Below are 22,018 nucleotides of genomic sequence, written 5' to 3'. Positions count from 1 at the left end.
CCTCAGATACCGATCGCCCGGCAGTACAGCCGGGTGAGCTGCTCCACATCGCCGTCGTCGTACGGCCGCCCGAGCACGAACCAGGTGTACGCGGTGCGCCCGATCATGGTGGCGAGGGCCACCGCGGCCGTACGGGGGTCGACGTCGGCCGGAACCAGACCGGCCTCCTGCCAGCCGCGGATCGCGCGCTCCTGGCGGTCGTAGAACACACCCCAGGCCCGCAGGTACGTCTCGCGCATCGCCGGGGAGAACGTCGCGACCTGCTCGAACACGGCCATCAGCCGGGCGTTCTCGCGGTAGGCGCGCAGGTAGGCGCGGTTGGCGCGGGCGATGCGCGCCTCGGGTCCGTCGCCGTCCAGCGGCTCGGCCCGCATGACGGTGAGCAGGCCGCGCAGCATCTCGTCGATCAGCTGCGCGAAGATCGCGTCCTTGTCGGCGAAGTGGGTGTAGAAGCTGCCGTACGCGACGCCGGCCCGGTCGCAGATCTCGCTGATCTTGGCGTCGAGGAAGCCGCGCTCCTCGAACACCTCGCGGGCGCCGCGGAGGAGCGCGGCTCGGGTCCGCTCCGCTCGGGCCTGCCGCTTGACCTGGGTCACGGCGACATCATAACCGAAACCGATTCGGTAATCGCCCAGGGCGAGCGACGGGATCAGGCCTTTGGACGCGGGGTGTTCATCAGCACGGCGAGGATCACCGCGGACACGGCGAGGATCACGGCCGCCGCCAGGAAGCCGTGGGTGAAGCCGTGCGCCAGACCGGCCGTGAGGAGGCGGGGATCCCGTCCATGCGCGCGCAGGTAGCCGGACGTCGCGCTGGTCGCGATCGTGTTGAGCAGTGCCACACCGATCGAACCGCCGACCTGCTGGGCGGTGTTCGCGGTGGCGGAGGCGACGCCGGAGTCCCGCGCGCCCACCTCGTGCGTGGCGTAGTTCATCGCCGGGGCCATCACCACGCCCATGCCCAGACCGACCAGGATCTGGGCGGGCAGCACCCCGGAGGCGTACGAGGTGCCGGCGTCCAGGCGGACCAGCCAGGCGAGGCCGGCCGCGGCGAGGAGCAGCCCCGGCGCCATCAGAGCGCGCGGCGGCACCCGGGGCAGCAGGCGGGAGGCGACGCCGCCGGCCGAGACCAGCACGGCCGCGGTCAGCGGCAGGAAGGCCACGCCGGTGCGGACCGGTGAATACCCCTCGACCACCTGCAGGTGATACGTGAGCAGCAGGAGCGTGCCGAACATCGCGATCATCGCCACCGCCACACCGAAGTACGCGCTCCCCCGCGTACGGTCCCAGACGACCCGCAGCGGGAGCAGCGGGTGCGCCACACGGCTCTCCACCACGGCGAACACCGCGAGCAGCACGACACCTCCGGCCAGCAGGCCGACCACGGGCCCGGAACCCCAGCCGTCGGTCTCGGCGCGGCTGCACCCGTACACGAAGGCGACGAGGCCGCAGACGGCGAGGACCGCGCCGGGCACGTCGAGACGCGCCCGGGCGGAGCCGCGGTCGGCCGGCAGGACGTACCAGCCGAACGCGGACAGCACGGCGATCGGGACGTTCACGTACAGGCACCAGCGCCAGTCCAGGTACTCGGTCAGCAGTCCGCCGAGGATCAGGCCGATCGCGCCCCCACCCGCCGCGATCGCCCCGAAGACGCCGAACGCCCTGGCCCGCTCGTCCGGACGGGTGAAGGTCACCGCGAGCAGCGAGAGCGCCGCGGGCGCGAGCAGCGCGCCGAACGCCCCCTGGCAGGCCCGAGCCGCCAGCAGCACGCCGAAGCCGGGAGCGGCGCCGCCGAGGGCCGAGGCCCCGGCGAAGCCGAACAGGCCGACGAGGAAGGCACGTCGGCGCCCGGCGTGGTCGGCGATCCGGCCGCCCAGCAGGAGCAGGCCGCCGAACGCCAGTGTGTACGCGGTGATGATCCACTGCCGGTCGGCGTCGGACACGCCGAGGTCACGCTGGGCCGACGGTAGCGCGATGTTCACGATGGTGGCGTCCAGCACGATCATGAGCTGGGCCAGGCAGATGAACACCAGCGCCACCCAGCGGCGGCGTCCACGCTCCTCCACCGCGCGCGGTTCGGACACGTCCGCAGAGCGCTGTTCCATGACAGCCTCCATAAATCGGATGTTCGTTCTCTTTTAGTGCGACCGTCGCACCACTGCGGCGGCTTGTCAAGAACGGACGTCCGTTTTAGCTTTGCGGTATGCCTCGAGTCAGCGACGAGCACCTCGAACGCCGGCGGCAGCAGATCCTCGACGCCGCCCGGCGCTGCTTCATCCGCAAGGGTTTCCATCTGACGTCCATGCAGGACGTCTTCGCCGAGTCGGGGCTGTCGGCCGGGGCCGTCTACCGCTACTTCAAGAGCAAGAACGAGATCATCCACGCGATCGCCACCGAACGGCAGGGCATCGCGGTGCAGCTCCTCGAGAGGATCATCAAGGAGGACCCGCTTCCCCCGTTCGAAGAGATCATCGAGCGGTTCCTGACGCTGGTGCAGTCGATGCTCGACGACGGCACGCTCCGGGTGGCGCCGCAGGTCTGGGCCGAGGCCCTGCACGATCCGACGTACCGTGAGATCGTCTCCGGACTGTTCGTCGGCCTGCGGTCCTCGTGGACGTCGCTGGCCGTCCGCATGCGCGACGCCGGCCGGCTGCCCGAAGACGCCGATCCGGAGGCCATAGGCACGTCGCTGATGTGCCTGATGCCGGGGTTCGTCATGCAACGTCTGCTGGTGGGCGACGTCGACGCCACGGTCGTGACCGCGGGAATCCGCGGGCTCGCGGGCGCACGCTGACCCTCCCCCGGCCAAGGCCGGACCGGCGCCGAGACCCCGGAGAACGGCGCCGACCGAGATGCGGGCGGCGTCCGCCGAGCAGCGCGCCATCACGGCGATCCAGCAGGCCGAGCGGATACAAGACGGTACTTCGGAACAGTGAACGGCCGGCGAGCGTCCGCGTGGATCGCCGGCCGTTCAGCCGAGGTGCAACTCGCCCTCGGCGACCAGGACGGCGGGGCCACCCAGGAAGCTGGTCTCGCCGTCCAGCGTCACCGTGACCACGCCGCCGAGAACGGCCACCTCCCAGGTGCCCTCGGTGCGGCCCTCCGCGTGCGCGGCGGCGACCGCCGTCGCGACCGCTCCCGTGCCGCACGACCGCGTCTCCCCCGACCCGCGCTCGTGCACGCGCATCTCCACCCGGCCCTGACCCGCCGGGCGGAACAGCTCGACGTTGACGCCCTCGGGGAAGAAGCCGGCGTCCACCTCGGGCGCCCGGGTCAGGTCGAGGCCGGACACCGGCTCGGTGATCGCGCAGGCCAGGTGCGGGTTGCCCATCGAGACGCCCAGGCCCTCGTACACGCGCCCGGACACCGTCGCCCGGCTGTTCCCGAGGATCTTCGGCGCGCCCATGTCGACGGTGACGTCGCCGGTGGCCCCCAGGCGGGCGACGCGCACGCCGCCGCGGGTGGCGATCCGCAGGTCGCCCGGGGCCGCCAGGCCCGCCTCGACCAGGTAACGGGCGAACACCCGCACGCCGTTGCCGCACATCTCCGCCACGCCGCCGTCGGCGTTGCGGTAGTCCATGAACCACTCGGGATCGCCGTCGCGGCCGAGCGCCTTGGAACGGACGACCCGCAGCACCCCGTCGGCGCCGATTCCCGCTCTGCGGTCACAGATCGCGGCGACCAGCTCCGGCGTCAGGTCGAGCGCGCCGTCGGGGTCGGGCAGGATCACGAAGTCGTTCTCGGTGCCGTGCCCCTTCACGAATCGCATGCACTGATCGTATCCAGCGCGCAGTCGACCGGGGCGTCGTGCCCGATCCAGCGCACCCGCGGATCGCGGCGGAACCAGGACTCCTGCCGGCGGGCGAACCTCCTCGTCGACCGCACGGTCTCCTCCCGCGCCCGCTCCTCGCTCCACTCCCCCGCCAGGAACCGGAGCACCTGGGCGTAGCCGAGCGCACGGCTCGCGGTGAACCCTTCGCGCAGCCCGTACGGCTCGAGGCGCCGCACCTCCTCCACGAGCCCCGCGGACCACATCCGGTCCACCCGCAGCGCGATGCGCTCGTCCAGCTCGGGGCGGGGAACGGCCAGTCCGAGCTGTGTGGCGTACTCCTTGGCCTCGTCATAGGACGGCATCGAGGCGCTGAACGGCCGCCCGGTCATCTCGATCACCTCCAGCGCCCGGACGACGCGCCGCCCGTTACTGGGCAGGATCGACGCGGCCGCCGCCGGGTCACGCTCGGCGAGCCGCGCGTGCATCGCCGCCGGGCCCACCTCGGCGAGCGACGCCTCCAGCCGGGCCCGCAGCTCCGGATCGGTGCCGGGAAAGTCCAGGTCGTCGATGACCGCGCGAATGTAGAGTCCCGACCCTCCGACCAGCAGCGGCACGCGCCCACGCCCGTGGATCTCCACGATCGCCCGCCGTGCCAGGCGCTGGTACTGCGCGACACTCGCGGTCTCGGTGACGTCCCAGATGTCCAGCAGGTGGTGCGGGACGCCCCGCCGCTCCTCTTCGGTGAGCTTGGCCGTGCCGATGTCCATGCCGCGGTAGAGCTGCATCGAGTCGGCGTTGACGATCTCACCGCCGAGCCGCAGGGCGAGCTCCACCGCCAGATCGGACTTTCCCGCGGCGGTGGGCCCGACGACGGCGACGATGTTCGTCCCCGCGAGGTCGTCGTGGCCGTGCGGTCTGATCGTTCGCGTCACATGCTAATTCTGGCCCCACCTCGGGTATGGCATCCCACATGACGGCATCGGCGGTCGATGCCCGGACAGGACCGCTTGGGGGGATCCCATGTCCATCGTGGACAAGGTGAAGGAGTTTCTTGGCCAGCACGGCGACCAGGTCGACAAGGCCGTCGACAAGGCCGGCGACATGATCGACGAGAAGACCGGCGGAAAGTACGCCGACAAGGTCGACAAGGCGCAGGAGCAGGCCAAGAAGACGGCGGCCCAGTGGGGTGAGGAGGGCAGGCAGCAGCCACCCCAGCCCTGATCGCTCATGGCCCCGGCGGGCCGTCCGGAGACCGGTACGTCAGCGGCAGGACGGTGCCGTCGGAGCCTGCTCGGGCCGACCGATGCCCGGCATGCCGAGGGAGACGGCCTTCGACGGCTCGGACACGCGGCGTTCCCACGCGTCGCCGGCGGGGGTGCGCCGCACGTGGCGCACCGGGCCGTCCGCGACCAGGTGGTGCGGCGCGGCGTACGTGACGTCCACGGTGACCACGTCGCCGGGCCGGGCCGTCTCCTCGGCGGTGAAGTGGACGAGGCGGTTGTCGGGCGCCCGGCCGGACATGCGGTGCGTGCGCTCGTCCTTGCGGCCCTCTCCCTCGGCGACCAGAACCTCCAGCGTGCGCCCGACCTGCTTCTTGTTCTCCGCCCAGGAGATCTCCTCCTGCAGCGCGACCAGCCGGTCGTACCGCTCCCGTACGACCTCCTTGGGGATCTGCCCGTCCATCGTCGCGGCCGGGGTGCCGGGCCGCTTGGAGTACTGGAAGGTGAACGCGCCGGAGAACCGCGCCTCGCGTACGACGTGGAGGGTCTGTTCGAAGTCCTCGTCGGTCTCGCCGGGGAAGCCGACGATGATGTCGGTGGTGATGGCGGCCTCGGGGATCGCGGCGCGGACCCGCTCGATGATGCCGAGGTAACGCTCCTGCCGGTACGAGCGGCGCATCGCCTTGAGCACCCGGTCGGAGCCGGACTGCAGCGGCATGTGCAGCGACGGCATGACGTTGGGCGTCTCGGCCATCGCCGCGATCACGTCGTCGGTGAAGTCGCGCGGGTGCGGTGAGGTGAAACGCACCCGCTCCAGACCCTTGACCTCACCGCAGGCGCGCAGCAGGCCGGCGAACGCCCCCCGGTCGCCGAACTCCGCCCCGTAGGAGTTGACGTTCTGGCCGAGCAGGGTGATCTCCAGGACGCCCTCGGCGACGAGCGCCTCGATCTCGGCGAGGATCTCGCCCGGCCGCCGGTCGGTCTCCTTGCCGCGCAGTGAGGGCACGATGCAGAAGGTGCAGGTGTTGTTGCAGCCCACCGAGATGGACACCCACGCGGCGTACGGGGACTCGCGGCGCGTCGGCAGGGTGCTGGGGAACGCCTCCAGCGACTCCTTGATCTCGACCTGCGCCTCCTGCCGCACCCGCGCGCGTTCGAGCAGCACCGGCAGCGACCCGATGTTGTGGGTGCCGAACACCACGTCGACCCAGGGCGCGCGCCGGACGATCGTGTCGCGGTCCTTCTGGGCGAGGCAGCCGCCGACGGCGATCTGCATGCCGGCGTGGCCCTCCTTGACCGGCCGCAGGTGGCCCAGGTTGCCGTAGAGCCGGTTGTCGGCGTTCTCGCGGACCGCGCAGGTGTTGAAGACGACGACGTCGGGCGTCGCGCCCTCGGCCGCGCGCGCGTATCCGGCGTCTTCGAGCAGCCCCGCGAGCCGCTCGGAGTCGTGCACGTTCATCTGGCACCCGTACGTGCGTATCTCGTACGTGCGGGCGCGGTCGTCGAAAGTCGTGGGCGCGTTCATCTCAAGAGAAAGGGTACGCGGGCCCGGCCCCCCGGCGGGACCGAGTGATCCGCCGAACCGAACGCCCATCAGGGGGAACGGAGGGGTACCAGGGGCGAACAACGTGATCGGATCGGTATATCAAGGGACTGGTTGCGTTCTTCGGATCACGTACGCTTTGCGGGCATGACCGACACCGGCAAGGCGGCCCAGGAGGCCGACGTGAGTGGCGGCGGACCGCTCGTCGTACTTGAGAACGTCAACAAGTACTTCGGTGAATTGCACGTCCTGAAGGACATCGATCTCACCATCCACCGAGGCGAGGTCGTGGTCGTGATCGGTCCGTCGGGCGGCGGCAAGTCCACCTTGTGCCGCACGATCAACCGGCTGGAGCCGATCGACGACGGGACCATTCGGATCGACGGGCAGCCGCTGCCCGAAGACGGCAAGGAGCTCGCACAGCTCAGAGCCGATGTCGGCATGGTCTTCCAGTCGTTCAATCTGTTCGCGCACAAGACGATCCTGCAGAACGTCACTCTCGGCCCCACGAAGGTGAAGAAAACCCCGGCCGCCGAAGCGGAGAAGTACGCGATGGAACTTCTCGAACGGGTGGGGATCGCGAGCCAGGCCGAGAAGTACCCGGCGCAGCTCTCCGGCGGACAGCAGCAGCGTGCCGCGATCGCGCGGGCGCTCGCCATGCGGCCCAAGGTGATGCTCTTCGACGAGCCCACCTCCGCGCTCGACCCGGAAATGATCAAAGAAGTGCTCGACGTCATGACCAATCTCGCCGCCGAGGGAATGACCATGGTCGTGGTGACCCACGAGATGGGCTTCGCTCGCGCGTCGGCCAACAAGGTGGTCTTCATGGCGGATGGGCAGATCGTCGAGGAGAACACTCCGGAAGAGTTCTTCACGAACGCCCGAAGCGATCGCGCGAAGGATTTCCTTTCCAAGATTCTGACGCACTGATTTGTCATGAAACGCGCTGGCCGCTCCCCCGTGCCGGCTCGAAAGCAGAGGAAGATCATGCGAGTACGTCATTTCGGTGTTGCCGTCGCCGCGCTGGCCGTCGCCACGATGGGCGTCACGGGTTGCGGAGCCAAGAAGGCCGGTTCGGTCGTCGACAAGGCCAAGGACCAGAAGAAGCTCACGATCGGCGTGAAGTTCGACCAGCCGAGCATCGGGCTGAAGAAGCCCGACGGCACCGTCGAGGGCTTCGACGTCGACGTGGCCAAGTACATCGCGGGCAAGCTGGGCGTCCAGGAGAAGAACATCACCTGGAAGGAAACGATCTCCGCCAACCGCGAGACGTTTCTCAAGAACGGCACCGACGACCTGGTGATCGCCAGTTACTCGATCACTCAGGCGCGCCTTCCGCTGGTCACCTTCGGCGGTCCGTACCTGGTGCCCCACCAGGACATCCTGGTCCGCGCCAACGACACCTCGATCAAGACGTTCGCCGACCTCAAGGGCAAGCGGGTCTGCCAGGTCGCCGGCTCCAACTCCTGGAAGAACCTCACCGACGGCACGAACAAGTTCAACCAGAAGGTCGCGATCAAGCTCGTGCCGGCCAACGCGTACGAGGAGTGCATCACCAAGCTCAAGGGCGGCTCGCTCGACGCGGTCTCCACCGACAGCACCATTCTCGCCGGTTACGCCGCCCGCGAGGGTTCGTCGGTGAAGGTCGACAACGTGCCGTTCACCGACGAGAAGTACGGCGTCGGCATCAAGAAGGGCGACATCAAGACCTGCAACGCCGTCAACAAGGCGATCACCGACATGTACGCCGACGGCACGGCCAAGAAGCTCATCGACAAGTGGTTCACCCCGGAGGGCCTGCAGTTCGACACGACCAAGCCCCCGGCTTTCCAGGGCTGCAGCTGAACCGTAGCGACCCAGCGCGCCGGTGAGCTCATCCGCTCACCGGCGCCGTTTCGATCCGGTGGAGACCCATGAATTTGCACGCGCTGTTGGACTTCGGTCCGCTGCAGCAAGAATTCGGCACCGTCATGAAGGCGTTCTGGGGAACGATCCGGCTCGCCCTCCTGTCGGGCATCGGCTCGCTGATCCTCGGCACCGTCCTCGCCGCGATGCGGGTGTCTCCGACACCGGTGCTGCGGGGGGCGGGCGCCCTGTACATCTACATCTTCCGTAACACGCCGCTGACGCTCGTGCTGCTGTTCTGCAGCCTCGGCCTGAGCGACACGCTGCACCTGCAGATCTCCCACGACCCGAGCACGAACGGTTTCTGGCTGGCGACGATCGGCCTGACCATCTACACGGCGTCGTTCGTCTGCGAGTCGCTGCGGGCGGGCATCAACACCGTGCCGCTCGGGCAGGCGGAGGCGGCCCGGTCGATCGGGCTCACCTTCACCCAGTCGCTGCGCCTGGTCGTGCTGCCGCAGGCCTTCCGTACGGTGATCGCCCCGCTGGGCAGCGTGTTCATCGCGATGATCAAAAACACCACGGTGGCGCTCGCGGCGGGTTACTTCGAGGCGTCGGCCCAGATGAAGCAGATGTTCGACACGTACGGCGGCACCATCCCGATCTTCCTCGGGTTCGCGATCGGGTTCATGGTGCTGACCCTCCCGACCGGCTTCTTCTTCGGCTGGCTCTCCAAGCGACTGGCGGTGGCGCGATGACCCTGTCGATGGACACGCAGTCGGACGCCTCGGCGCGGCGGCCGACCAAGAACAAGCCCTCGGTCCTGTTCGACGCCCCCGGTCCGCGGGCGCGGCTGCGCAACAACATCGTGACGCTCGTCGCGGCCGTGGTGCTGCTCTTCATCGCGTACCTGATCATCGCGCGGCTGAGTGACCAGCACCAGTTCGACGGCAAGCTCTGGAAGCCGTTCACCGAGGAGGTCGTCTGGACCAAGCAGATCCTCCCGGGCCTTTGGGGCACCCTCGAGGCGGCGGCGGTCGCCGCGGTGTTCGCCCTGGTCTTCGGGGTGATCTTCGGCCTCGGCCGGCTGTCGGAGCACAAGTGGATCAGCGTTCCGGCCGGGGCGGTGGTGGAGTTCTTCCGCGCCATTCCCCTGCTGATCATGATCTTCTTCGCCCAGGCGGGCCCGCCCGCGATCATGGACGCGTTCAACCGGGTCCTGCCGCCGGTCTCGGCGTTCCTGGCTCTCGTCATCGGCCTGACGCTCTACAACGGATCGGTGCTCGCGGAGATCTTCCGCTCCGGCATCAACTCGATCCCCAAGGGCCAGTCCGAGGCGGGCTACTCGATCGGCCTGCGCAAGGGCGGCGTCATGCTGCGGATCCTGGTGCCCCAGGCGGTCACCGCGATGATGCCGGCCGTCGTCAGCCAGTTGGTCGTGCTGCTGAAGGACACCGCTCTGGGCTACATCGTCGCCTACGACGACCTGCTCAACGAGGGCCTGCGGGTCGTCTCGGTCAACTTCGGCAACACGATCCCGTCGATCATCGTGATCGCGGTGATCTACATCATCATCAACATCGCGCTCGGCCTGCTCGCGACGTGGCTGGAGAAGCGCAGCCGGCGCAGCCGCAAGAGCGCGGCCCGCACCCTCAACACGGCCGCGGGCGCTCCGCCGGCGGTCGGCATGGGCTCCGCCTGAGTCTCCGGGACCGGGGCCGGTGGCGCGTCCACCGGTCCCGGTCTCGTCTAGCCGGGCCGGGGCTCGCCGAGTTCGGACTCGGCCCAGGAGAGGACGGTCCAGGCGTCGCCCACCGCGAGCCTTCCGGGGCGCAGCACCGAGAACTTGGCGCCGAACGCCACGCCCCCGGCGGCGGCGCGCCGATACGTGGCGAGGGTGCGCAGCGGCTCGGGGCCGGACCGTACGCCGCGCTCCTGGTCGACCAGCGTGACGGCGCAGCGGATCGCGAGCTTGGCGTACCCGAGTTCGGCGCCGCCGGCCGCGACGCGGTCCGCCCGGTCCTCCAGGTGCGGCTCGTCCCATCCGCCGATCACGATGTTCGGCCGGAACCGCGACATCGGCACCGGCGGCCCGGGAACGCGCCGGTTCAGCTCGTCCAGCGTGGCGCGCGAGAGGGCGTGCACGGGGCTGCTGTCGGCATAGCCGGAGGTGCCGGGCGTCCGTCCACCGGTGGTCCGGTCGTGCTCCGGCGGCACCCGTACGACCCTGCTGTCCGCGCCGAGCACCGACGAGAGCCACGCGGCGGCCTCGTCGCCCTGGTCGACGCCCCCGTACAGCGTGCCGAAGAGCTCCACCTTCCCGCCGGGAGAGTCCCGGTCGACCGCGATGTCCAGGTCGTCGAGTCCGGGCGCGCGGAGGGTGAGGTGTTCGCCTCTGGGGTCGATGGCGGGCCGGATGAGTGCCAGCCGGGGGTCCCGGCGCTGGCTGCGGAACCTCCCGTCGCGGTCGACCACCATGAACGCGCGGTCGTGGGGCAGGCCCGCCTCGGTCAGCGTCGCCTCGCTCAGCGGCACGCCGGCACAGCCCTTGACCGGATAGGAGATCAGCTCGCTGATCGACGCCGTCGTCATCGCCCTCCCTCGCCTACCGCGAAGCTAGAGGGACCGCCGGAGGCGACGCCAGAGACGGCGGTGGTATCTGACAGCGATTCGTCAGGTTCGCGCCTCGCCTGCGGACGCCAGGACCTGCTCGCAGGGGTCGGCCGAGGGCACCGCCCCGTACGGGACGGGCCGATACGCCGTTTCGAAGGAGCGGAACGCGGCGGGGCGCCGCCGGGGCCCGGCCCCAACTTTTAACAAGCTCAAGTGCGGGGTCGTGGCCCCATTGTCCCCCGGTTTGCGAGACGATTCCGATATGACCGCTCGTGCGACCGCCCCCTATGGATCCTGGCCCTCCCCCATCTCCGCCGCCGACGTCGCGAGGGCACGCCTGCGCCTTGGTTACCCCACCATCCACGGCGATCGTGTGTGGTGGCAGGAGACCCGTCCGGAGAGGGGCGGGCGTACCACGATCGTGCGGTCCGGCACCGACCTGCTCCCGGCGCCATGGGACGCCCGCACACGCGTACACGAGTACGGCGGGCGGTCCTATCTCCCCCTGCCGGACGGTGACCTGGTCTTCGCCAACTACTCCGACCAGCGGCTCTACCGGCTCGCCGAGGGCCGCACCCCGCTGCCGCTGACGCCGGAGCCGGCCGAGCCGTCGGGGCTGCGGTACGCCGACTTCACGTTGTCGCCCGACGGCCGGCACATCTGGTGCGTCCAGGAGAGCCACGCCTCCGGCACCGTACGGCGGGCCATCGTCGCGGTCCCGCTGAGCGGCGCGGCCACCCAGGATCCCGGGGCGATCCGCGAACTCGTCCACGGCGCCGACTTCTACGCCTTCCCCACACCCTCCCCCGACGGCGGGCACCTCGCGTGGGTGCAGTGGAGCCACCCGAGGATGCCGTGGGACGGCACCGAGCTGCGCGTCGCCGCCTTCGAGGCCGACGGCACGCTCGGACGCCCCCGTACGGTCAAGGGCGGGCTGAACGAGTCGGCGCTGGCACCCACCTGGCTGGACGAGAACAGCCTCTACGTCGTCTCGGACTGGCCAGGCTGGTGGAACCTGTACGAGATCGGCCTGCGCGGCGAGTCTCCGCAGGCGCTGTACCCGGCCGAGGAGGAGTTCGCCGGGCCGCTGTGGAACCTCGGCGGCCGCCCGTACGCCCTCCTCGACGACGGGCGCATCGCGGTGCTGCACGGGCAGGGCGACCAGCGGCTCGGGCTGTACGACCCGGAGACCGCCGAACTGACCGACTTCGACCTGCCCTACACCGACTGGAAGCTCCAGGTGTCCGCCGACGGCACCACCATCGTGGGGATCGCCGGCGCCCCGGACATCCCGTGGTCCGTGGTGGCGGTGAACGCCGACAGCGGCGAGGCCACGGTGCTGCGGGCGGAGCTGGACACGCCGCCCGATCCGGCCTACCTGCCGCTGCCGCGCGCTCAGGAGCTCGAGGGGCCGTTCGGGCGGCCGGTGCACGCCTATGTGTACCCGCCGTCCAATCCCACCGCCCAGGCGCCCGAGGGCGAGTTGCCGCCGTACGTCGTGTTCGTGCACGGCGGGCCGACCGACCACTCCACGAGCGTGCTGGACCTGGAGATCGCCTACTTCACCAGCCGGGGCCTCGGCGTCATCGACGTCAACTACGGCGGCTCGACCGGCTACGGCCGCTCGTACCGCGAGCGGCTGCGGCGCCAGTGGGGCGTCGTCGACGTCGAGGACACCGTCGCGGCGGCCCAGGCGCTGATCGACGGTGGCACCGCCGACCCGGACCGCCTGGCCGTCCGCGGCGCGAGCGCCGGCGGATGGACCACGCTGTGCGCGATCACGCAGAGCACGCTGTTCAAGGCCGGCACGTCCTATTTCGGCATCGCCGACCCGCAGAGCTGGCTGAAGGAGACCCACGACTTCGAGTCCACCTACCTGTACGGGCTGATCGGTCCGGTTCCGGGGTTCGAGCGGACGTACGAGGAGCGCTCGCCGCTCGCGCGGGCCTCCGGGACGGCCTGCCCGGTGCTGCTGCTGCAGGGCATGGACGACCCGGTCGTCTCTCCCCCGCAGTCCGAACGCTTCGCGGACGCGGTGGCGGCCAAGGACATCCCGTACGCGTACCGGGCGTTCGAGGGCGAGTCCCACGGCTTCCGGCGGGCCGACACGGTGATCGCCTCGCTGGAGGCGGAGCTGGCGTTCTACGGTCAGACGCTCGGCTTCGACCCGAAGGACGTGCCGGCGATCGAGCTGACCGTGGGACGGCGGCCGGTCCAGCCGCCGCCCGCGCCGCCCGCGGCTTCCGAGCCCGCGGCGCCCACGGCCGAGGAGTGATCGCGCACCGTCCGGCACGACCGCACGCGTCGTGCCGGGCGGATCCCCGGGGACCGCTGCGGATCGTGCCCTCCGCCCTGCGTGGTCGCCGCGTCGCACCGTAACGCGACCGCACCCCTCATACCCGGCGGGCCCCCGAAGACCACCGCGGACCGCGGGCCCCGCCCGGTCACCGCATCACGCCGTAACGCGGCCGTGTCCGTCAGCGGGCGAACTCCGTGGCTCGCGACTCGCGTACGACGGTGATCCGGATCTGCCCCGGGTAGGTCAGCTCCTCTTCGACCTGCTTGGCGATGTCGTGCGCGATGACCTGGGCCTGGATGTCGTCGACCGAGTCCGGCCGGACCATGACGCGGATCTCGCGGCCCGCCTGCATGGCAAAGACCTTCTCCACGCCGTCGCGCTCGGTGGCGATCTCCTCGAGTCGCTCCAGCCGCTTGACGTACGCCTCGAGCGACTCGCGGCGGGCGCCCGGGCGTCCACCGCTGATCGCGTCGGCGGCCTGGGTGAGCACGGCCTCGACCGTACGGACCTCCACCTCGTTGTGGTGGGCCTCGATCGCGTGCACGACCTCCTCGTCCTCGCCGTACCGGCGGGCGATCTCGGCGCCGATGAGCGCGTGGCTGCCCTCGACCTCGTGGGTGAGCGCCTTGCCGATGTCGTGCAGGAGGGTGCAGCGTTTCAGCAGGGCCGTCGGAAGGCGCAGCTCGGCGGCCATGATCCCGGCGATGTGCGCCGACTCGATCAGGTGCTTCAGGACGTTCTGCCCGTAGGAGGTGCGGTAGCGCAGCTGACCGAGCAGGGCGATGAGCTCGGGATGCATGTCGGTGATGCCGAGCTCGACCAGGGCGTCCTCGCCCGCGCGTACGCACAGCTGCTCGACCTCGGCCTTGCTGTGGTCGTAGATCTCCTCGATGCGCTGCGGGTGGATCCGGCCGTCGAGGACGAGCTTTTCCAGGGTCAGCCGGCCGACCTCGCGGCGTACGGGATCGAAGCAGCTCAGCAGGACGGCCTCGGGGGTGTCGTCGATGATGAGGTTGACGCCGGTGGCCGTCTCGAACGCCCGGATGTTGCGGCCCTCACGGCCGATGATGCGGCCCTTCATCTCGTCGCTCGGCAGGTGCAGGACCGAGACGACGGACTCGGCGGTCTGCTCGGTGGCCACCCGCTGGATCGCCAGCGTCACGATCTTTCTCGCGCGCTTCTCGCCCTGCTCGCGTGCCTCGTTCTCGATGTCACGGACGATCAGCGCCGCCTCGCGCTTGGCCTGGTTCTCGATCACCGCGACGAGCTCGGTCTTGGCCTGCTCGGCGGTGAGCCCGGCGGCCTGTTCGAGGACCTGGCGGCGTTCTTCGTCGACCCGCTCCAGCTCGGCCCGGCGCTCTTTCAGGGACTGTTTCAACTCGTCCAGCTTCTGTCCGCGCTCCTCGAGGCGCCGCATCTCGTCGTCGAGCCGCTGCTCGCGCTCGGCGAGCCGGATCTCTCGCCTCTCGAGGTCCTCACGGACCGGCCGGAGATCGTCCTTGAGCGCCCTGACCTCCTTCTCGGCGTCTTCGCGCGCCGCCGTGGAGACCTCTTTGGCCTTCGCCGCGGCTTCGGAAACGATCTCCTGCGCCTTCGCCTTCGCCCGCGCTACGATCTCGTCCGCGTCCCGATGAGCGTTGATCTCCTCTTCGCTCGGCACGGTGCTGTCGGAGCCTCCCCGTCCGGGGAGCCGCTGAAGCACGACGACGACAAAGGTGACGAACGCCACGATGATGACCAGTGCCGCACCTATGACAACCCAGATCACGGCACTGACCCCTTTCCTCGACACGGAGACCGCCCAACACCAGGGCGGCGTGCGAGGGGCTACGAGCGCGCCACGGGTATGCCGGACCGCCGACGGATGCCGGGCAGGGCACAACCGTCCGGGGCCCAAGGCTTCCGCCTGGAACCCTGCAATCCGTACCAACCGGCCATAGGGGGAGCCGGCCGGATCACCTCTCAGCTCGTCAACGTCTGCGGTCGTATGGCAATCCGCACTGCGCGGAGTAACTCCTCACTGCCGTAACCGTAAGCGTCGAGGAGGTAATGGGCAAGGAAAGACTCCTCGTTCGGGACGATTCGTTGCATGTGGCAACCGAATACCCATAACTCCCGCCGAGGGCCCGGGACGCCCGCACCCGGCACCCCGACCGCGTGACCGCACCACCGACGTGCGGCCGAGCACCCCAAAGCTTCGGCCCAACCCGCAGGTCGATGCCTCTCCCTCAGGTGTTCGCGGTCATTCGTCCGTGGGAACGCCGGGGTCGTCGATGCCTTCCTGTTCGAGGGCTTCGCGGACGAGGCGGTAGGCGAGCCCGCTGGAGTATCCCTTGCGGGCGAGGACGCCGAGGATGCGCCGGGTGCGCTTGACCGGGTCGAGGCCCCGGGTGGCGGCCATGCGCTTGGCGATGAGTTCGCGGGCGGCGGCCTCCTCCTGTTCGGGGTCGAGCTCCTCGACGGCCTCGTTGACCGTTTCGTCGGCGACGCCGCGCCGCCGCAGCTCGGCCGCGAGTGCCCGCCGGGCGAGGCCGCGGCCGGTGTGCCGCGACTGCACCCACGCCCGTGCGAAGGCGGCATCGTCGATCAGGCCGACCTCGGTGTAGCGGCCCAGCACCCGCTCGGCCACCTCGTCGTCCACACCCTTATCCCGCAACGCGTCCGCGAGCTGCGCCCGCGTGCGAGGTGAGAAGCTGAGCAGCCGCAGACAGATCTCACGCGCCTCCACCTCCGGATCGGCGGGCGGCCCGCCCGCCTCGCGGCCGGAACCCTCCCCACGACCAGAACCCGCTCCGCGACCGAAACCCTCCCCGCGACCGAAATCCTCCCCGCGACCGAAGCGCGCTTCGCCTCCGGAGGAGTGCTCTTCGCCGCCTCGTCGCGCACGCCTGGACGTCCGTCCACCTGTCCGTCCGCCTTTTCGCCGCCCGGAAGCCGCACCACGCCCACCCGGCCCGGATGCCGGACCGCCGGCGTACGGCGTGGGCGGGGTGACCTCCCCTTCCCCGCCGGCCGGAAGAGGGCCGGCCGAAGCCCCGCCGGGCTCCCCCGCGGGGCCGGTGGCGCCGGTGGCCCAGCCGGACCCACTGCGCCCGGCCGAGGAACGCTCCTGCTCACCGCCGGCCCAGCCGGGCCCGGTGCCCTCAGACGAGGACCGCCGCCGCTCACCGACAGGAGGGGTGGCTCCAGTGGCCCAACCGGGCGCCGGATCGGCGGGATCCAAGCCGTCAAACCCGGCACCGGTCTCATCGGCGGACATGACACCTCCTAGCTCTTCCGGACCGCTCACCGACGGCACGCCGGGCGAAACCCGGCACCGCCGGTTCCAGCGGGTCATCCCCTGGGCAAGCACAAAGCGCCCCCGCGAACCCGACCAAAAGTCAGCGAGCAGCCCGGCCGGCACCGGCGGTTCCAGGGGGACGCCCCCTGGACAGGCACAAAGGACTCCCGCGAAGCCGACCGAAGGTCAGCGAACAGCCCAGGGCGCCGGGCGCAGCCCGGCAATCGAGGGTTCCAGGGGGTCGCCCCCCTGGACAGGCACAAAGGACTCCCGCGAAGCCGACCGAAGGTCAGCGAACAGCCCAGGGCGCCGGGCGCAGCCCGGCAATCGAGGGTTCCAGGGGGTCGCCCCCTGGACAGACACAAAGGACTCCCGCGAAGCCGACCGAAGGTCAGCGAGTAGCCCAGGGCGCCAACCCGGCGTCCGCGTCAGAACTCCTGAGCGGGGGCGACGCCACCGGGGAAGGTGCCCGCGCCGGTGTCGATCCGGCGCGGGATGTGACGCCGCCGCCCGCCAGGAGGCCTTCACGGGCCCGCCTTGCCCGACCCGAGCCATGCCGCCCTGCGCCCGGCCTCGGCATGGTCAGCGCGCCGGGCTCAGGCGTCGCCGGGCTTCGGGGTGCTCTTGGAGCCGCGCTTGGCCGGGGCGGTCTTGCCCGCCGCCGCGCCCGCCACGGCCGGGGCCGGGGTCTCCGCCGCAGGTGTCGCGGGGTCGGCGTCGAGCTTCGGGCCCACCCCGAGCTTCTCCTTGATCTTCTTCTCCAGCTCGTTGGCGAGGTCGGGGTTCTCCCGCAGGAAGTTGCGGGCGTTCTCCTTGCCCTGCCCGAGCTGGTCGCTCTCGTAGGTGTACCAGGCGCCGGACTTGCGGACGAAGCCGTGCTCGACGCCCATGTCGATGAGGCCGCCCTCGCGGCTGATGCCCACGCCGTACAGGATGTCGAAGTCGGCGACCTTGAACGGCGGGGCCATCTTGTTCTTCACGACCTTGACGCGGGTGCGGTTACCGACGGCGTCGGTGCCGTCCTTCATCGTCTCGATGCGCCGAATGTCGAGACGGACCGACGCGTAGAACTTCAGCGCCTTGCCGCCCGTCGTCGTCTCGGGTGAGCCGAACATGACGCCGACCTTTTCCCGCAGCTGGTTGAGGAAGATCGCTGTGGTCTTGGTCTGGTTGATGGCGCCGGTGAGCTTGCGGAGCGCCTGCGACATGAGGCGGGCCTGGAGGCCGACGTGGCTGTCGCCCATCTCGCCCTCGATCTCGGCACGGGGCACGAGGGCCGCGACGGAGTCGATGACCACGACGTCGATCGCGCCGGAGCGGATCAGCATGTCGGTGATCTCCAGAGCCTGCTCCCCCGTGTCCGGCTGGGAGACGAGGAGCGCGTCGATGTCGACGCCGATCTTCTTCGCGTACTCCGGGTCGAGCGCGTGCTCGGCGTCGACGAACGCGGCGATGCCGCCGGCCTTCTGCGCGCTCGCCACCGCGTGGAGCGCGAGGGTGGTCTTACCGGAGGACTCCGGGCCGTAGATCTCGACGACGCGGCCGCGCGGGAGGCCGCCGATGCCGAGGGCCACGTCGAGGGCGATCGATCCGGTCGGGATCACCTCGACCGGAGGGCGCCCCTCCTGGCCCAGCCGCATGACGGAACCCTTGCCGAACTGCCGCTCGATCTGGGCGAGCGCCGCCTCGAGGGCCTTCTCGCGATCGTTTGCTGCCATGTGAGGTGTCCCTGTGAAAATCGGTGACTGATGTTGACGGGTGCGACGTTACGGGGCCGCACCGACAGTTTTCGAGAGTCCGGGCCACCGTTGTGGATTACGCCGCCCGTTGCGGTCAACTCTAGCCGAACACGTGTTCGATCATGGTCGGACACTCAGAAAGTCCGGTGAACTTGGCTTACGCTGAGGCGCAGGATCATGCCGGTCACCATTCTCATGTGCGCCGACCCGCTCAACCCCCGGCGGGTCGACGAACACTTCGCGCGGGAGGCCGAGTCCGTGCGCGCGCTCGGCGGATCCGTCGCGCTCATCGACCATGACGCCCTCCAGCAGGGCGACGCCGCCATGGCCGCACACCGTGTCCCGCGCGACCTCGGCACGGTCTGGTACCGCGGATGGATGATGACGTCCGTGCAGTACACCGCGCTGGCCTCGGCGCTCGGCGCGCGCGGGGTCACGATGGCGGTGCCGCCGGACGGCTACCAGAAGGCGCACGAGCTGCCGGGCTGGTACGACACGTTCGCCGGCGTCACCCCCGCGAGCGTGTGGCTGCCGGCGCGTCCCGGCACACCTCCGGACAAGGACCACCTGGCCCGGCTCGTACGCCCGCTCGCCAAGGGCCCGGCGATCGTCAAGGACTACGTGAAGTCGCGCAAGCACGAGTGGGACGACGCCTGCTTCGTGCCCGACGTCACCGACGTCGACCGGCTGCACGCGGTCGTCTCGCGTTTCGTCGAGCTCCAGGGCGACTTCCTGGCCGGCGGCATCGTGGTCCGCGAGTTCGAGACGTACGAGGGCGGCGAGGCGCGCGTCTGGTGGGTCGATGGAGAGCCGGTCCTGGTCGGACCGCATCCGGACACGCCGGAGGTGCGCCCACGCCCCCTCACGGACCCGGTCGCGCCCTGCGTGCGCTCGCTCGGCTGCCGGTTCATCACCACTGACCTGGCACGACGTGCGGACGGCACCTGGCGGGTGGTGGAGACCGGCGACGGCCAGGTGAGCGACCTTCCCACGGGAACGGAGCCGGCCGACCTTTATCTGAGTTTTCCCATTCGTTGAACCGATCCTGCCGATCGACCGTCCCACCTCTACACTTACCGGGCACTAACCCTGGAATCGGAGGGTCGTCGGCAATGCCTCCCAAAGCCGCCGGTCGGCGGATGCGCTCAGGCGCCGTACAGCTGAGCGCCCTGAGCGTCCTGTCGCTGACCCTCGTCGCCTGCTCGTCCAGCACGAAGGCGAGCTGCGTCGACGGCTGGAACTCCCACGGCGGCTCCTACCGCGTCGTCCCCGACTACTACTGCGACAACGGGGGCTCGTACGGCCGCTACTACTGGTACTACGGCGGCCGTTACCACGGCGGATACATCTCGCACGGCAGCACCATCCGCCCGCGCGGCAGCAAGATCACCTCGCGCGGTGGCCGGGTGATCTCACGCGGCGGCTTCGGCGGCCACTCCGGCTCCCACGGAGGCTGAGCGTGCGACGCGAGTTCTCCGACCCGCGCGCGAACTGGGCTCAGATCATCGAGTCGCAGGGCCTCGCGTACCACCGCACCTCCCACCCTGAGCACCTGAACCGCCCGTACTGGGACGAGTCCGTGCACTACGTCTTCCCCATGGACGAGGTCCTCGCGCTGGAGTCGGTGGTCGAGGAGCTCCACCAGATGTGCCTGGCCGCGGTGGAGCACGTCGTGAGCACCGGCCGGTACGACGTGTTCGGCATCCCGCCCTGGGTGCGCCCGCTGATCGAGGCGTCGTGGCGGCGGCGCGACCCGCACCTGTACGGGCGGTTCGACCTCTGGTACGACGGCGAGGGCCCGGCGAAGCTGCTGGAGTACAACGCCGACACCCCGACCGCGCTCGTGGAGAGCTCGATCATCCAGTGGTACTGGCTGCAGGACGTCCACCCCGAGGGCGACCAGTGGAACTCCGTCCACGAGCGTCTCGTCGACCGGTGGAAGCAGATCGCCCCGCCCTCCCCCGTGCACTTCGCCTGGACGACCGAGGACGAGACCGGCGAAGAGCTCATGACCATCGCGTACCTGCAGGAGACGGCCGAGCAGGCCGGTGTCCGGGCGAGCGCGATCGCCATGGAGGACGTCGGCTGGCACGCCCTCAACGAGCGTTTCGTCGACCTGGACGAGGCGGAGATCCGCACGGTCTGCAAGCTCTACCCGTGGGAGTGGATCGTCTCCGAGCCGTTCGGCCGGCACGTCCCGCGGGCGGCGTGGATCGAACCGATCTGGAAGATGCTCCTGTCGAACAAGGCGCTCCTCGTCGTGCTCTGGGAGCTGTACCCGGGCCATCCGAACCTGTTGCCGACCTTCCTCGGCACGCCGAGCACGCTGACGTCCTACATCCGCAAGCCGCTGCTGGGCCGCGAGGGCGCGAGCATGAGCATCGTGACGCCCGAGGGCGTGCAGACGACGACCACCGGTGAGTACGGCGCGGAGGGCTTCGTCTACCAGGAGTTCTGCCCGCTGCCCGACTTCGACGGCGAGCATCCCGTGCTGGGCGCGTGGGTCGTGGGCGACGAGTCGGCGGGCCTCGGCATCCGTGAGACGTCCGGCCTCATCACCGACGACACCTCATCCTTCGTTCCCCACCGCATCGACGACTGAGTCCTACAGGGAGACCGACATGTATCTGGCGTTCTCGGACGGCTTCGGCACGGCTCTGGGCAAGGGCGCCGGCGCGATCGCCGCGTACACGGCGCTCGGCCTGGTGCTGCTGGTCATCGGGTTCCTCGCGGTCGACCTCGCGACTCCGGGCCGGCTGACCACGATCATCCGGACGAACCGGAACGCCAACGCGACGCTGCTGGCCGTCTGCGGGGTCTCGGCCGTGGGCCTGGTGGTGGCCGCGTCGATCTTCGCCTCCGGTGGGAAGCTCCTCGAAGGACTGATCGCGACCCTGGTGTGGGGTCTCGTGGGCATCGTGGCGCAGCTGGTCGCCTCGGTGATCGTCCGTTACCTGCTGGGCGTGGACGTGGCGGGGCTGATGGCCAAGGAGAAGCTCGAGCCGTCGGCGATCCTGCTCGGTGCCACGCAGGCGACCGTCGGGCTGATCACCGCGATCGCCGTCATCTGAGGTCGTACGACGCGAGCCGCGGCCGTACGGCGCCGGGCGTCACCGGCAGCCCGGCCGCGCGCCACTCCTGGAAGCCGCCCACGACATCGGTGGCGTGGAGCAGCCCCATGGCTCGCAGCGACGCGGCGGCGAGTGAGGAGGAGTAGCCCTCGTCGCAGATCACGATCCAGCGGATCCGCTCGTGCGCGGCCTCGGGGATCCGGGCGTCGCTGCGGGGATCGAGCCGCCATTCGAGGTGGTTGCGCTCGACGACGATGGCGCCGGGGATGTCGCCGTCGGCGCGCCGCTGGTACTCCGGACGTGTGTCGACGAGGAGCGCGCCGGAGCGTACGGCCTGGGCGGCGTCGTGTGGCTTCAGCCGCGTCAGACCGGCCCGCGCCTCGGCGAGCAGCCGATCGATGGTCACCGCAGCTTCTGGGGTACGTCGAACGTGGCGCAGACGGCCTGCCAGACCTCCTTGGCACCGACACCGTCGGCCAGGGCCTGCTCGATCGTGCGGCCGCCGAGCTCGGCCATGACGTAGTCCTTGGCCACACTCTCGGCGTAATTTTCGCCGAACTGCTGGCTCATCCGGTCCCAGAACACGGTTAGACGCACCCTTCCACGCTATCGGGCGGCCGGTCCTGTCAGTGCCCGG

General features: G+C 70.2%; 22 protein-coding genes. 11 read left to right on the top strand and 11 right to left on the bottom strand.

Translation table 11 applies throughout. The features are described 5' to 3' along the window. Positions 1-2: 2 nt before the first annotated feature. On the bottom strand, positions 3-596 hold the full coding sequence (locus OG417_RS17950) for a TetR/AcrR family transcriptional regulator (RefSeq protein WP_329256976.1): 594 nt from the start codon (positions 594-596) through the stop codon (positions 3-5). 53 nt (positions 597-649) lie between these two features. Then, the gene (locus tag OG417_RS17945) at positions 650-2,104 is read right to left on the bottom strand and encodes an MFS transporter (RefSeq protein WP_329256974.1); all 1,455 of its coding nucleotides are present in this window, start codon (positions 2,102-2,104) and stop codon (positions 650-652) included. 98 nt (positions 2,105-2,202) lie between these two features. Here OG417_RS17945 and OG417_RS17940 point away from each other — a divergent pair, with 98 nt between their 5' ends. After that, the gene (locus OG417_RS17940; protein ID WP_329256971.1) at positions 2,203-2,793 is read left to right on the top strand and encodes a TetR/AcrR family transcriptional regulator; all 591 of its coding nucleotides are present in this window, start codon (positions 2,203-2,205) and stop codon (positions 2,791-2,793) included. 177 nt (positions 2,794-2,970) lie between these two features. Here OG417_RS17940 and dapF read toward each other — a convergent pair whose 3' ends face one another. Then, the gene (dapF, locus tag OG417_RS17935; protein ID WP_329256969.1) at positions 2,971-3,768 is read right to left on the bottom strand and encodes a diaminopimelate epimerase; all 798 of its coding nucleotides are present in this window, start codon (positions 3,766-3,768) and stop codon (positions 2,971-2,973) included. Next, a complete protein-coding gene (miaA, locus tag OG417_RS17930; protein WP_329262366.1) occupies positions 3,756-4,652 on the bottom strand; it encodes a tRNA (adenosine(37)-N6)-dimethylallyltransferase MiaA in 897 nt (298 codons plus the stop codon). Before miaA ends, dapF begins: the two co-directional genes overlap by 13 nt. Positions 4,653-4,791: 139 nt before the next feature. On the opposite strand from miaA, the gene OG417_RS17925 reads away from it, so the two are divergent. After that, the gene (locus OG417_RS17925) at positions 4,792-4,992 is read left to right on the top strand and encodes an antitoxin (protein WP_329256966.1); all 201 of its coding nucleotides are present in this window, start codon (positions 4,792-4,794) and stop codon (positions 4,990-4,992) included. A 39-nt stretch (positions 4,993-5,031) separates the two neighbouring features. Here OG417_RS17925 and miaB read toward each other — a convergent pair whose 3' ends face one another. Next, a complete protein-coding gene (gene miaB / locus OG417_RS17920; RefSeq protein WP_329256963.1) occupies positions 5,032-6,516 on the bottom strand; it encodes a tRNA (N6-isopentenyl adenosine(37)-C2)-methylthiotransferase MiaB in 1,485 nt (494 codons plus the stop codon). A 165-nt stretch (positions 6,517-6,681) separates the two neighbouring features. On the opposite strand from miaB, the gene OG417_RS17915 reads away from it, so the two are divergent. From OG417_RS17915 to OG417_RS17900, 4 genes are all read left to right on the top strand, one after another. Then, the gene (locus tag OG417_RS17915) at positions 6,682-7,464 is read left to right on the top strand and encodes an amino acid ABC transporter ATP-binding protein (RefSeq protein ID WP_329256960.1); all 783 of its coding nucleotides are present in this window, start codon (positions 6,682-6,684) and stop codon (positions 7,462-7,464) included. Between the two features lie 57 nt (positions 7,465-7,521). Beyond that, positions 7,522-8,379: a glutamate ABC transporter substrate-binding protein gene (locus OG417_RS17910; RefSeq protein ID WP_329256957.1), complete on the top strand. Its 858-nt coding sequence runs from the start codon at positions 7,522-7,524 to the stop codon at positions 8,377-8,379. A 68-nt stretch (positions 8,380-8,447) separates the two neighbouring features. After that, positions 8,448-9,137 (top strand): amino acid ABC transporter permease, encoded by a 690-nt coding sequence (locus tag OG417_RS17905; protein ID WP_442875698.1) that lies wholly within the window; start codon positions 8,448-8,450, stop codon positions 9,135-9,137. Then, positions 9,134-10,081, top strand: coding sequence for an amino acid ABC transporter permease (locus OG417_RS17900; RefSeq protein WP_329256954.1), 948 nt, complete (start codon positions 9,134-9,136; stop codon positions 10,079-10,081). Before OG417_RS17905 ends, OG417_RS17900 begins: the two co-directional genes overlap by 4 nt. Positions 10,082-10,128: 47 nt before the next feature. Here OG417_RS17900 and OG417_RS17895 read toward each other — a convergent pair whose 3' ends face one another. Further along, entirely contained in the window at positions 10,129-10,971 is an 843-nt protein-coding gene (locus OG417_RS17895) for an MOSC domain-containing protein (RefSeq protein WP_329256951.1), read from the bottom strand. Positions 10,972-11,254: 283 nt separating this feature from the next. Here OG417_RS17895 and OG417_RS17890 point away from each other — a divergent pair, with 283 nt between their 5' ends. After that, on the top strand, positions 11,255-13,267 hold the full coding sequence (locus tag OG417_RS17890; RefSeq protein ID WP_329256949.1) for a S9 family peptidase: 2,013 nt from the start codon (positions 11,255-11,257) through the stop codon (positions 13,265-13,267). Positions 13,268-13,469: 202 nt separating this feature from the next. On the opposite strand, the gene rny is transcribed toward OG417_RS17890, so the two are convergent. From rny to recA, 3 genes are all read right to left on the bottom strand, one after another. Beyond that, positions 13,470-15,059, bottom strand: a complete 1,590-nt coding sequence (gene rny / locus OG417_RS17885; RefSeq protein ID WP_329256946.1) for a ribonuclease Y — start codon at positions 15,057-15,059, stop codon at positions 13,470-13,472. A 474-nt stretch (positions 15,060-15,533) separates the two neighbouring features. Next, positions 15,534-16,019 (bottom strand): regulatory protein RecX, encoded by a 486-nt coding sequence (locus OG417_RS17880; RefSeq protein WP_329256944.1) that lies wholly within the window; start codon positions 16,017-16,019, stop codon positions 15,534-15,536. A gap of 1,148 nt (positions 16,020-17,167) precedes the next feature. Further along, positions 17,168-18,289, bottom strand: coding sequence for a recombinase RecA (gene recA, locus OG417_RS17875; RefSeq protein ID WP_442875697.1), 1,122 nt, complete (start codon positions 18,287-18,289; stop codon positions 17,168-17,170). A 198-nt stretch (positions 18,290-18,487) separates the two neighbouring features. On the opposite strand from recA, the gene OG417_RS17870 reads away from it, so the two are divergent. The 4 genes from OG417_RS17870 to OG417_RS17855 all read left to right on the top strand — a co-directional run bounded on the left by OG417_RS17870 (position 18,488) and on the right by OG417_RS17855 (position 21,381). Next, entirely contained in the window at positions 18,488-19,348 is an 861-nt protein-coding gene (locus OG417_RS17870; protein ID WP_329256941.1) for an ATP-grasp domain-containing protein, read from the top strand. Between the two features lie 74 nt (positions 19,349-19,422). After that, on the top strand, positions 19,423-19,767 hold the full coding sequence (locus OG417_RS17865; RefSeq protein ID WP_329256938.1) for a hypothetical protein: 345 nt from the start codon (positions 19,423-19,425) through the stop codon (positions 19,765-19,767). 2 nt (positions 19,768-19,769) lie between these two features. Beyond that, positions 19,770-20,912 carry a glutathionylspermidine synthase family protein gene (locus tag OG417_RS17860; protein WP_329256935.1) on the top strand — a complete coding sequence of 381 codons (1,143 nt, stop codon included), beginning with the start codon at positions 19,770-19,772 and terminating at the stop codon, positions 20,910-20,912. Positions 20,913-20,931: 19 nt separating this feature from the next. Further along, the gene (locus OG417_RS17855) at positions 20,932-21,381 is read left to right on the top strand and encodes a DUF350 domain-containing protein (protein ID WP_329256933.1); all 450 of its coding nucleotides are present in this window, start codon (positions 20,932-20,934) and stop codon (positions 21,379-21,381) included. On the opposite strand, the gene OG417_RS17850 is transcribed toward OG417_RS17855, so the two are convergent. Continuing rightward, a complete protein-coding gene (locus OG417_RS17850; protein ID WP_329256930.1) occupies positions 21,374-21,787 on the bottom strand; it encodes a rhodanese-like domain-containing protein in 414 nt (137 codons plus the stop codon). The genes OG417_RS17855 and OG417_RS17850 overlap by 8 nt on opposite strands. Continuing rightward, a complete protein-coding gene (locus OG417_RS17845; RefSeq protein WP_329256928.1) occupies positions 21,784-21,978 on the bottom strand; it encodes a DUF3046 domain-containing protein in 195 nt (64 codons plus the stop codon). The genes OG417_RS17850 and OG417_RS17845 overlap by 4 nt, the downstream gene beginning before the upstream one ends. Positions 21,979-22,018: the final 40 nt, after the last annotated feature.

Origin of the sequence: Actinoallomurus sp. NBC_01490 (assembly GCF_036227085.1) — a bacterium.
Taxonomy (GTDB): domain Bacteria; phylum Actinomycetota; class Actinomycetes; order Streptosporangiales; family Streptosporangiaceae; genus Actinoallomurus; species Actinoallomurus oryzae.
Note: the sequence above shows the minus strand (reverse complement) of the source record. Positions and strands in the feature narration are given on the sequence as shown.

What these genes read in the sequence shown, in the direction of transcription:
- OG417_RS17945 (WP_329256974.1), bottom strand. Translation starts at nt 2,104, where the DNA reads ATGGAACAGCGCTCTGCGGACGTGTCCGAACCGCGCGCGGTGGAGGAG.
- OG417_RS17940 (WP_329256971.1), top strand. Translation starts at nt 2,203, where the DNA reads ATGCCTCGAGTCAGCGACGAGCACCTCGAACGCCGGCGGCAGCAGATC.
- dapF (WP_329256969.1), bottom strand. Translation starts at nt 3,768, where the DNA reads ATGCGATTCGTGAAGGGGCACGGCACCGAGAACGACTTCGTGATCCTG.
- OG417_RS17925 (WP_329256966.1), top strand. Translation starts at nt 4,792, where the DNA reads ATGTCCATCGTGGACAAGGTGAAGGAGTTTCTTGGCCAGCACGGCGAC.
- miaB (WP_329256963.1), bottom strand. Translation starts at nt 6,516, where the DNA reads ATGAACGCGCCCACGACTTTCGACGACCGCGCCCGCACGTACGAGATA.
- OG417_RS17915 (WP_329256960.1), top strand. Translation starts at nt 6,682, where the DNA reads ATGACCGACACCGGCAAGGCGGCCCAGGAGGCCGACGTGAGTGGCGGC.
- OG417_RS17910 (WP_329256957.1), top strand. Translation starts at nt 7,522, where the DNA reads ATGCGAGTACGTCATTTCGGTGTTGCCGTCGCCGCGCTGGCCGTCGCC.
- OG417_RS17905 (WP_442875698.1), top strand. Translation starts at nt 8,448, where the DNA reads ATGAATTTGCACGCGCTGTTGGACTTCGGTCCGCTGCAGCAAGAATTC.
- OG417_RS17900 (WP_329256954.1), top strand. Translation starts at nt 9,134, where the DNA reads ATGACCCTGTCGATGGACACGCAGTCGGACGCCTCGGCGCGGCGGCCG.
- OG417_RS17895 (WP_329256951.1), bottom strand. Translation starts at nt 10,971, where the DNA reads ATGACGACGGCGTCGATCAGCGAGCTGATCTCCTATCCGGTCAAGGGC.
- OG417_RS17890 (WP_329256949.1), top strand. Translation starts at nt 11,255, where the DNA reads ATGACCGCTCGTGCGACCGCCCCCTATGGATCCTGGCCCTCCCCCATC.
- recA (WP_442875697.1), bottom strand. Translation starts at nt 18,289, where the DNA reads ATGGCAGCAAACGATCGCGAGAAGGCCCTCGAGGCGGCGCTCGCCCAG.
- OG417_RS17870 (WP_329256941.1), top strand. Translation starts at nt 18,488, where the DNA reads ATGCCGGTCACCATTCTCATGTGCGCCGACCCGCTCAACCCCCGGCGG.
- OG417_RS17865 (WP_329256938.1), top strand. Translation starts at nt 19,423, where the DNA reads ATGCCTCCCAAAGCCGCCGGTCGGCGGATGCGCTCAGGCGCCGTACAG.
- OG417_RS17855 (WP_329256933.1), top strand. Translation starts at nt 20,932, where the DNA reads ATGTATCTGGCGTTCTCGGACGGCTTCGGCACGGCTCTGGGCAAGGGC.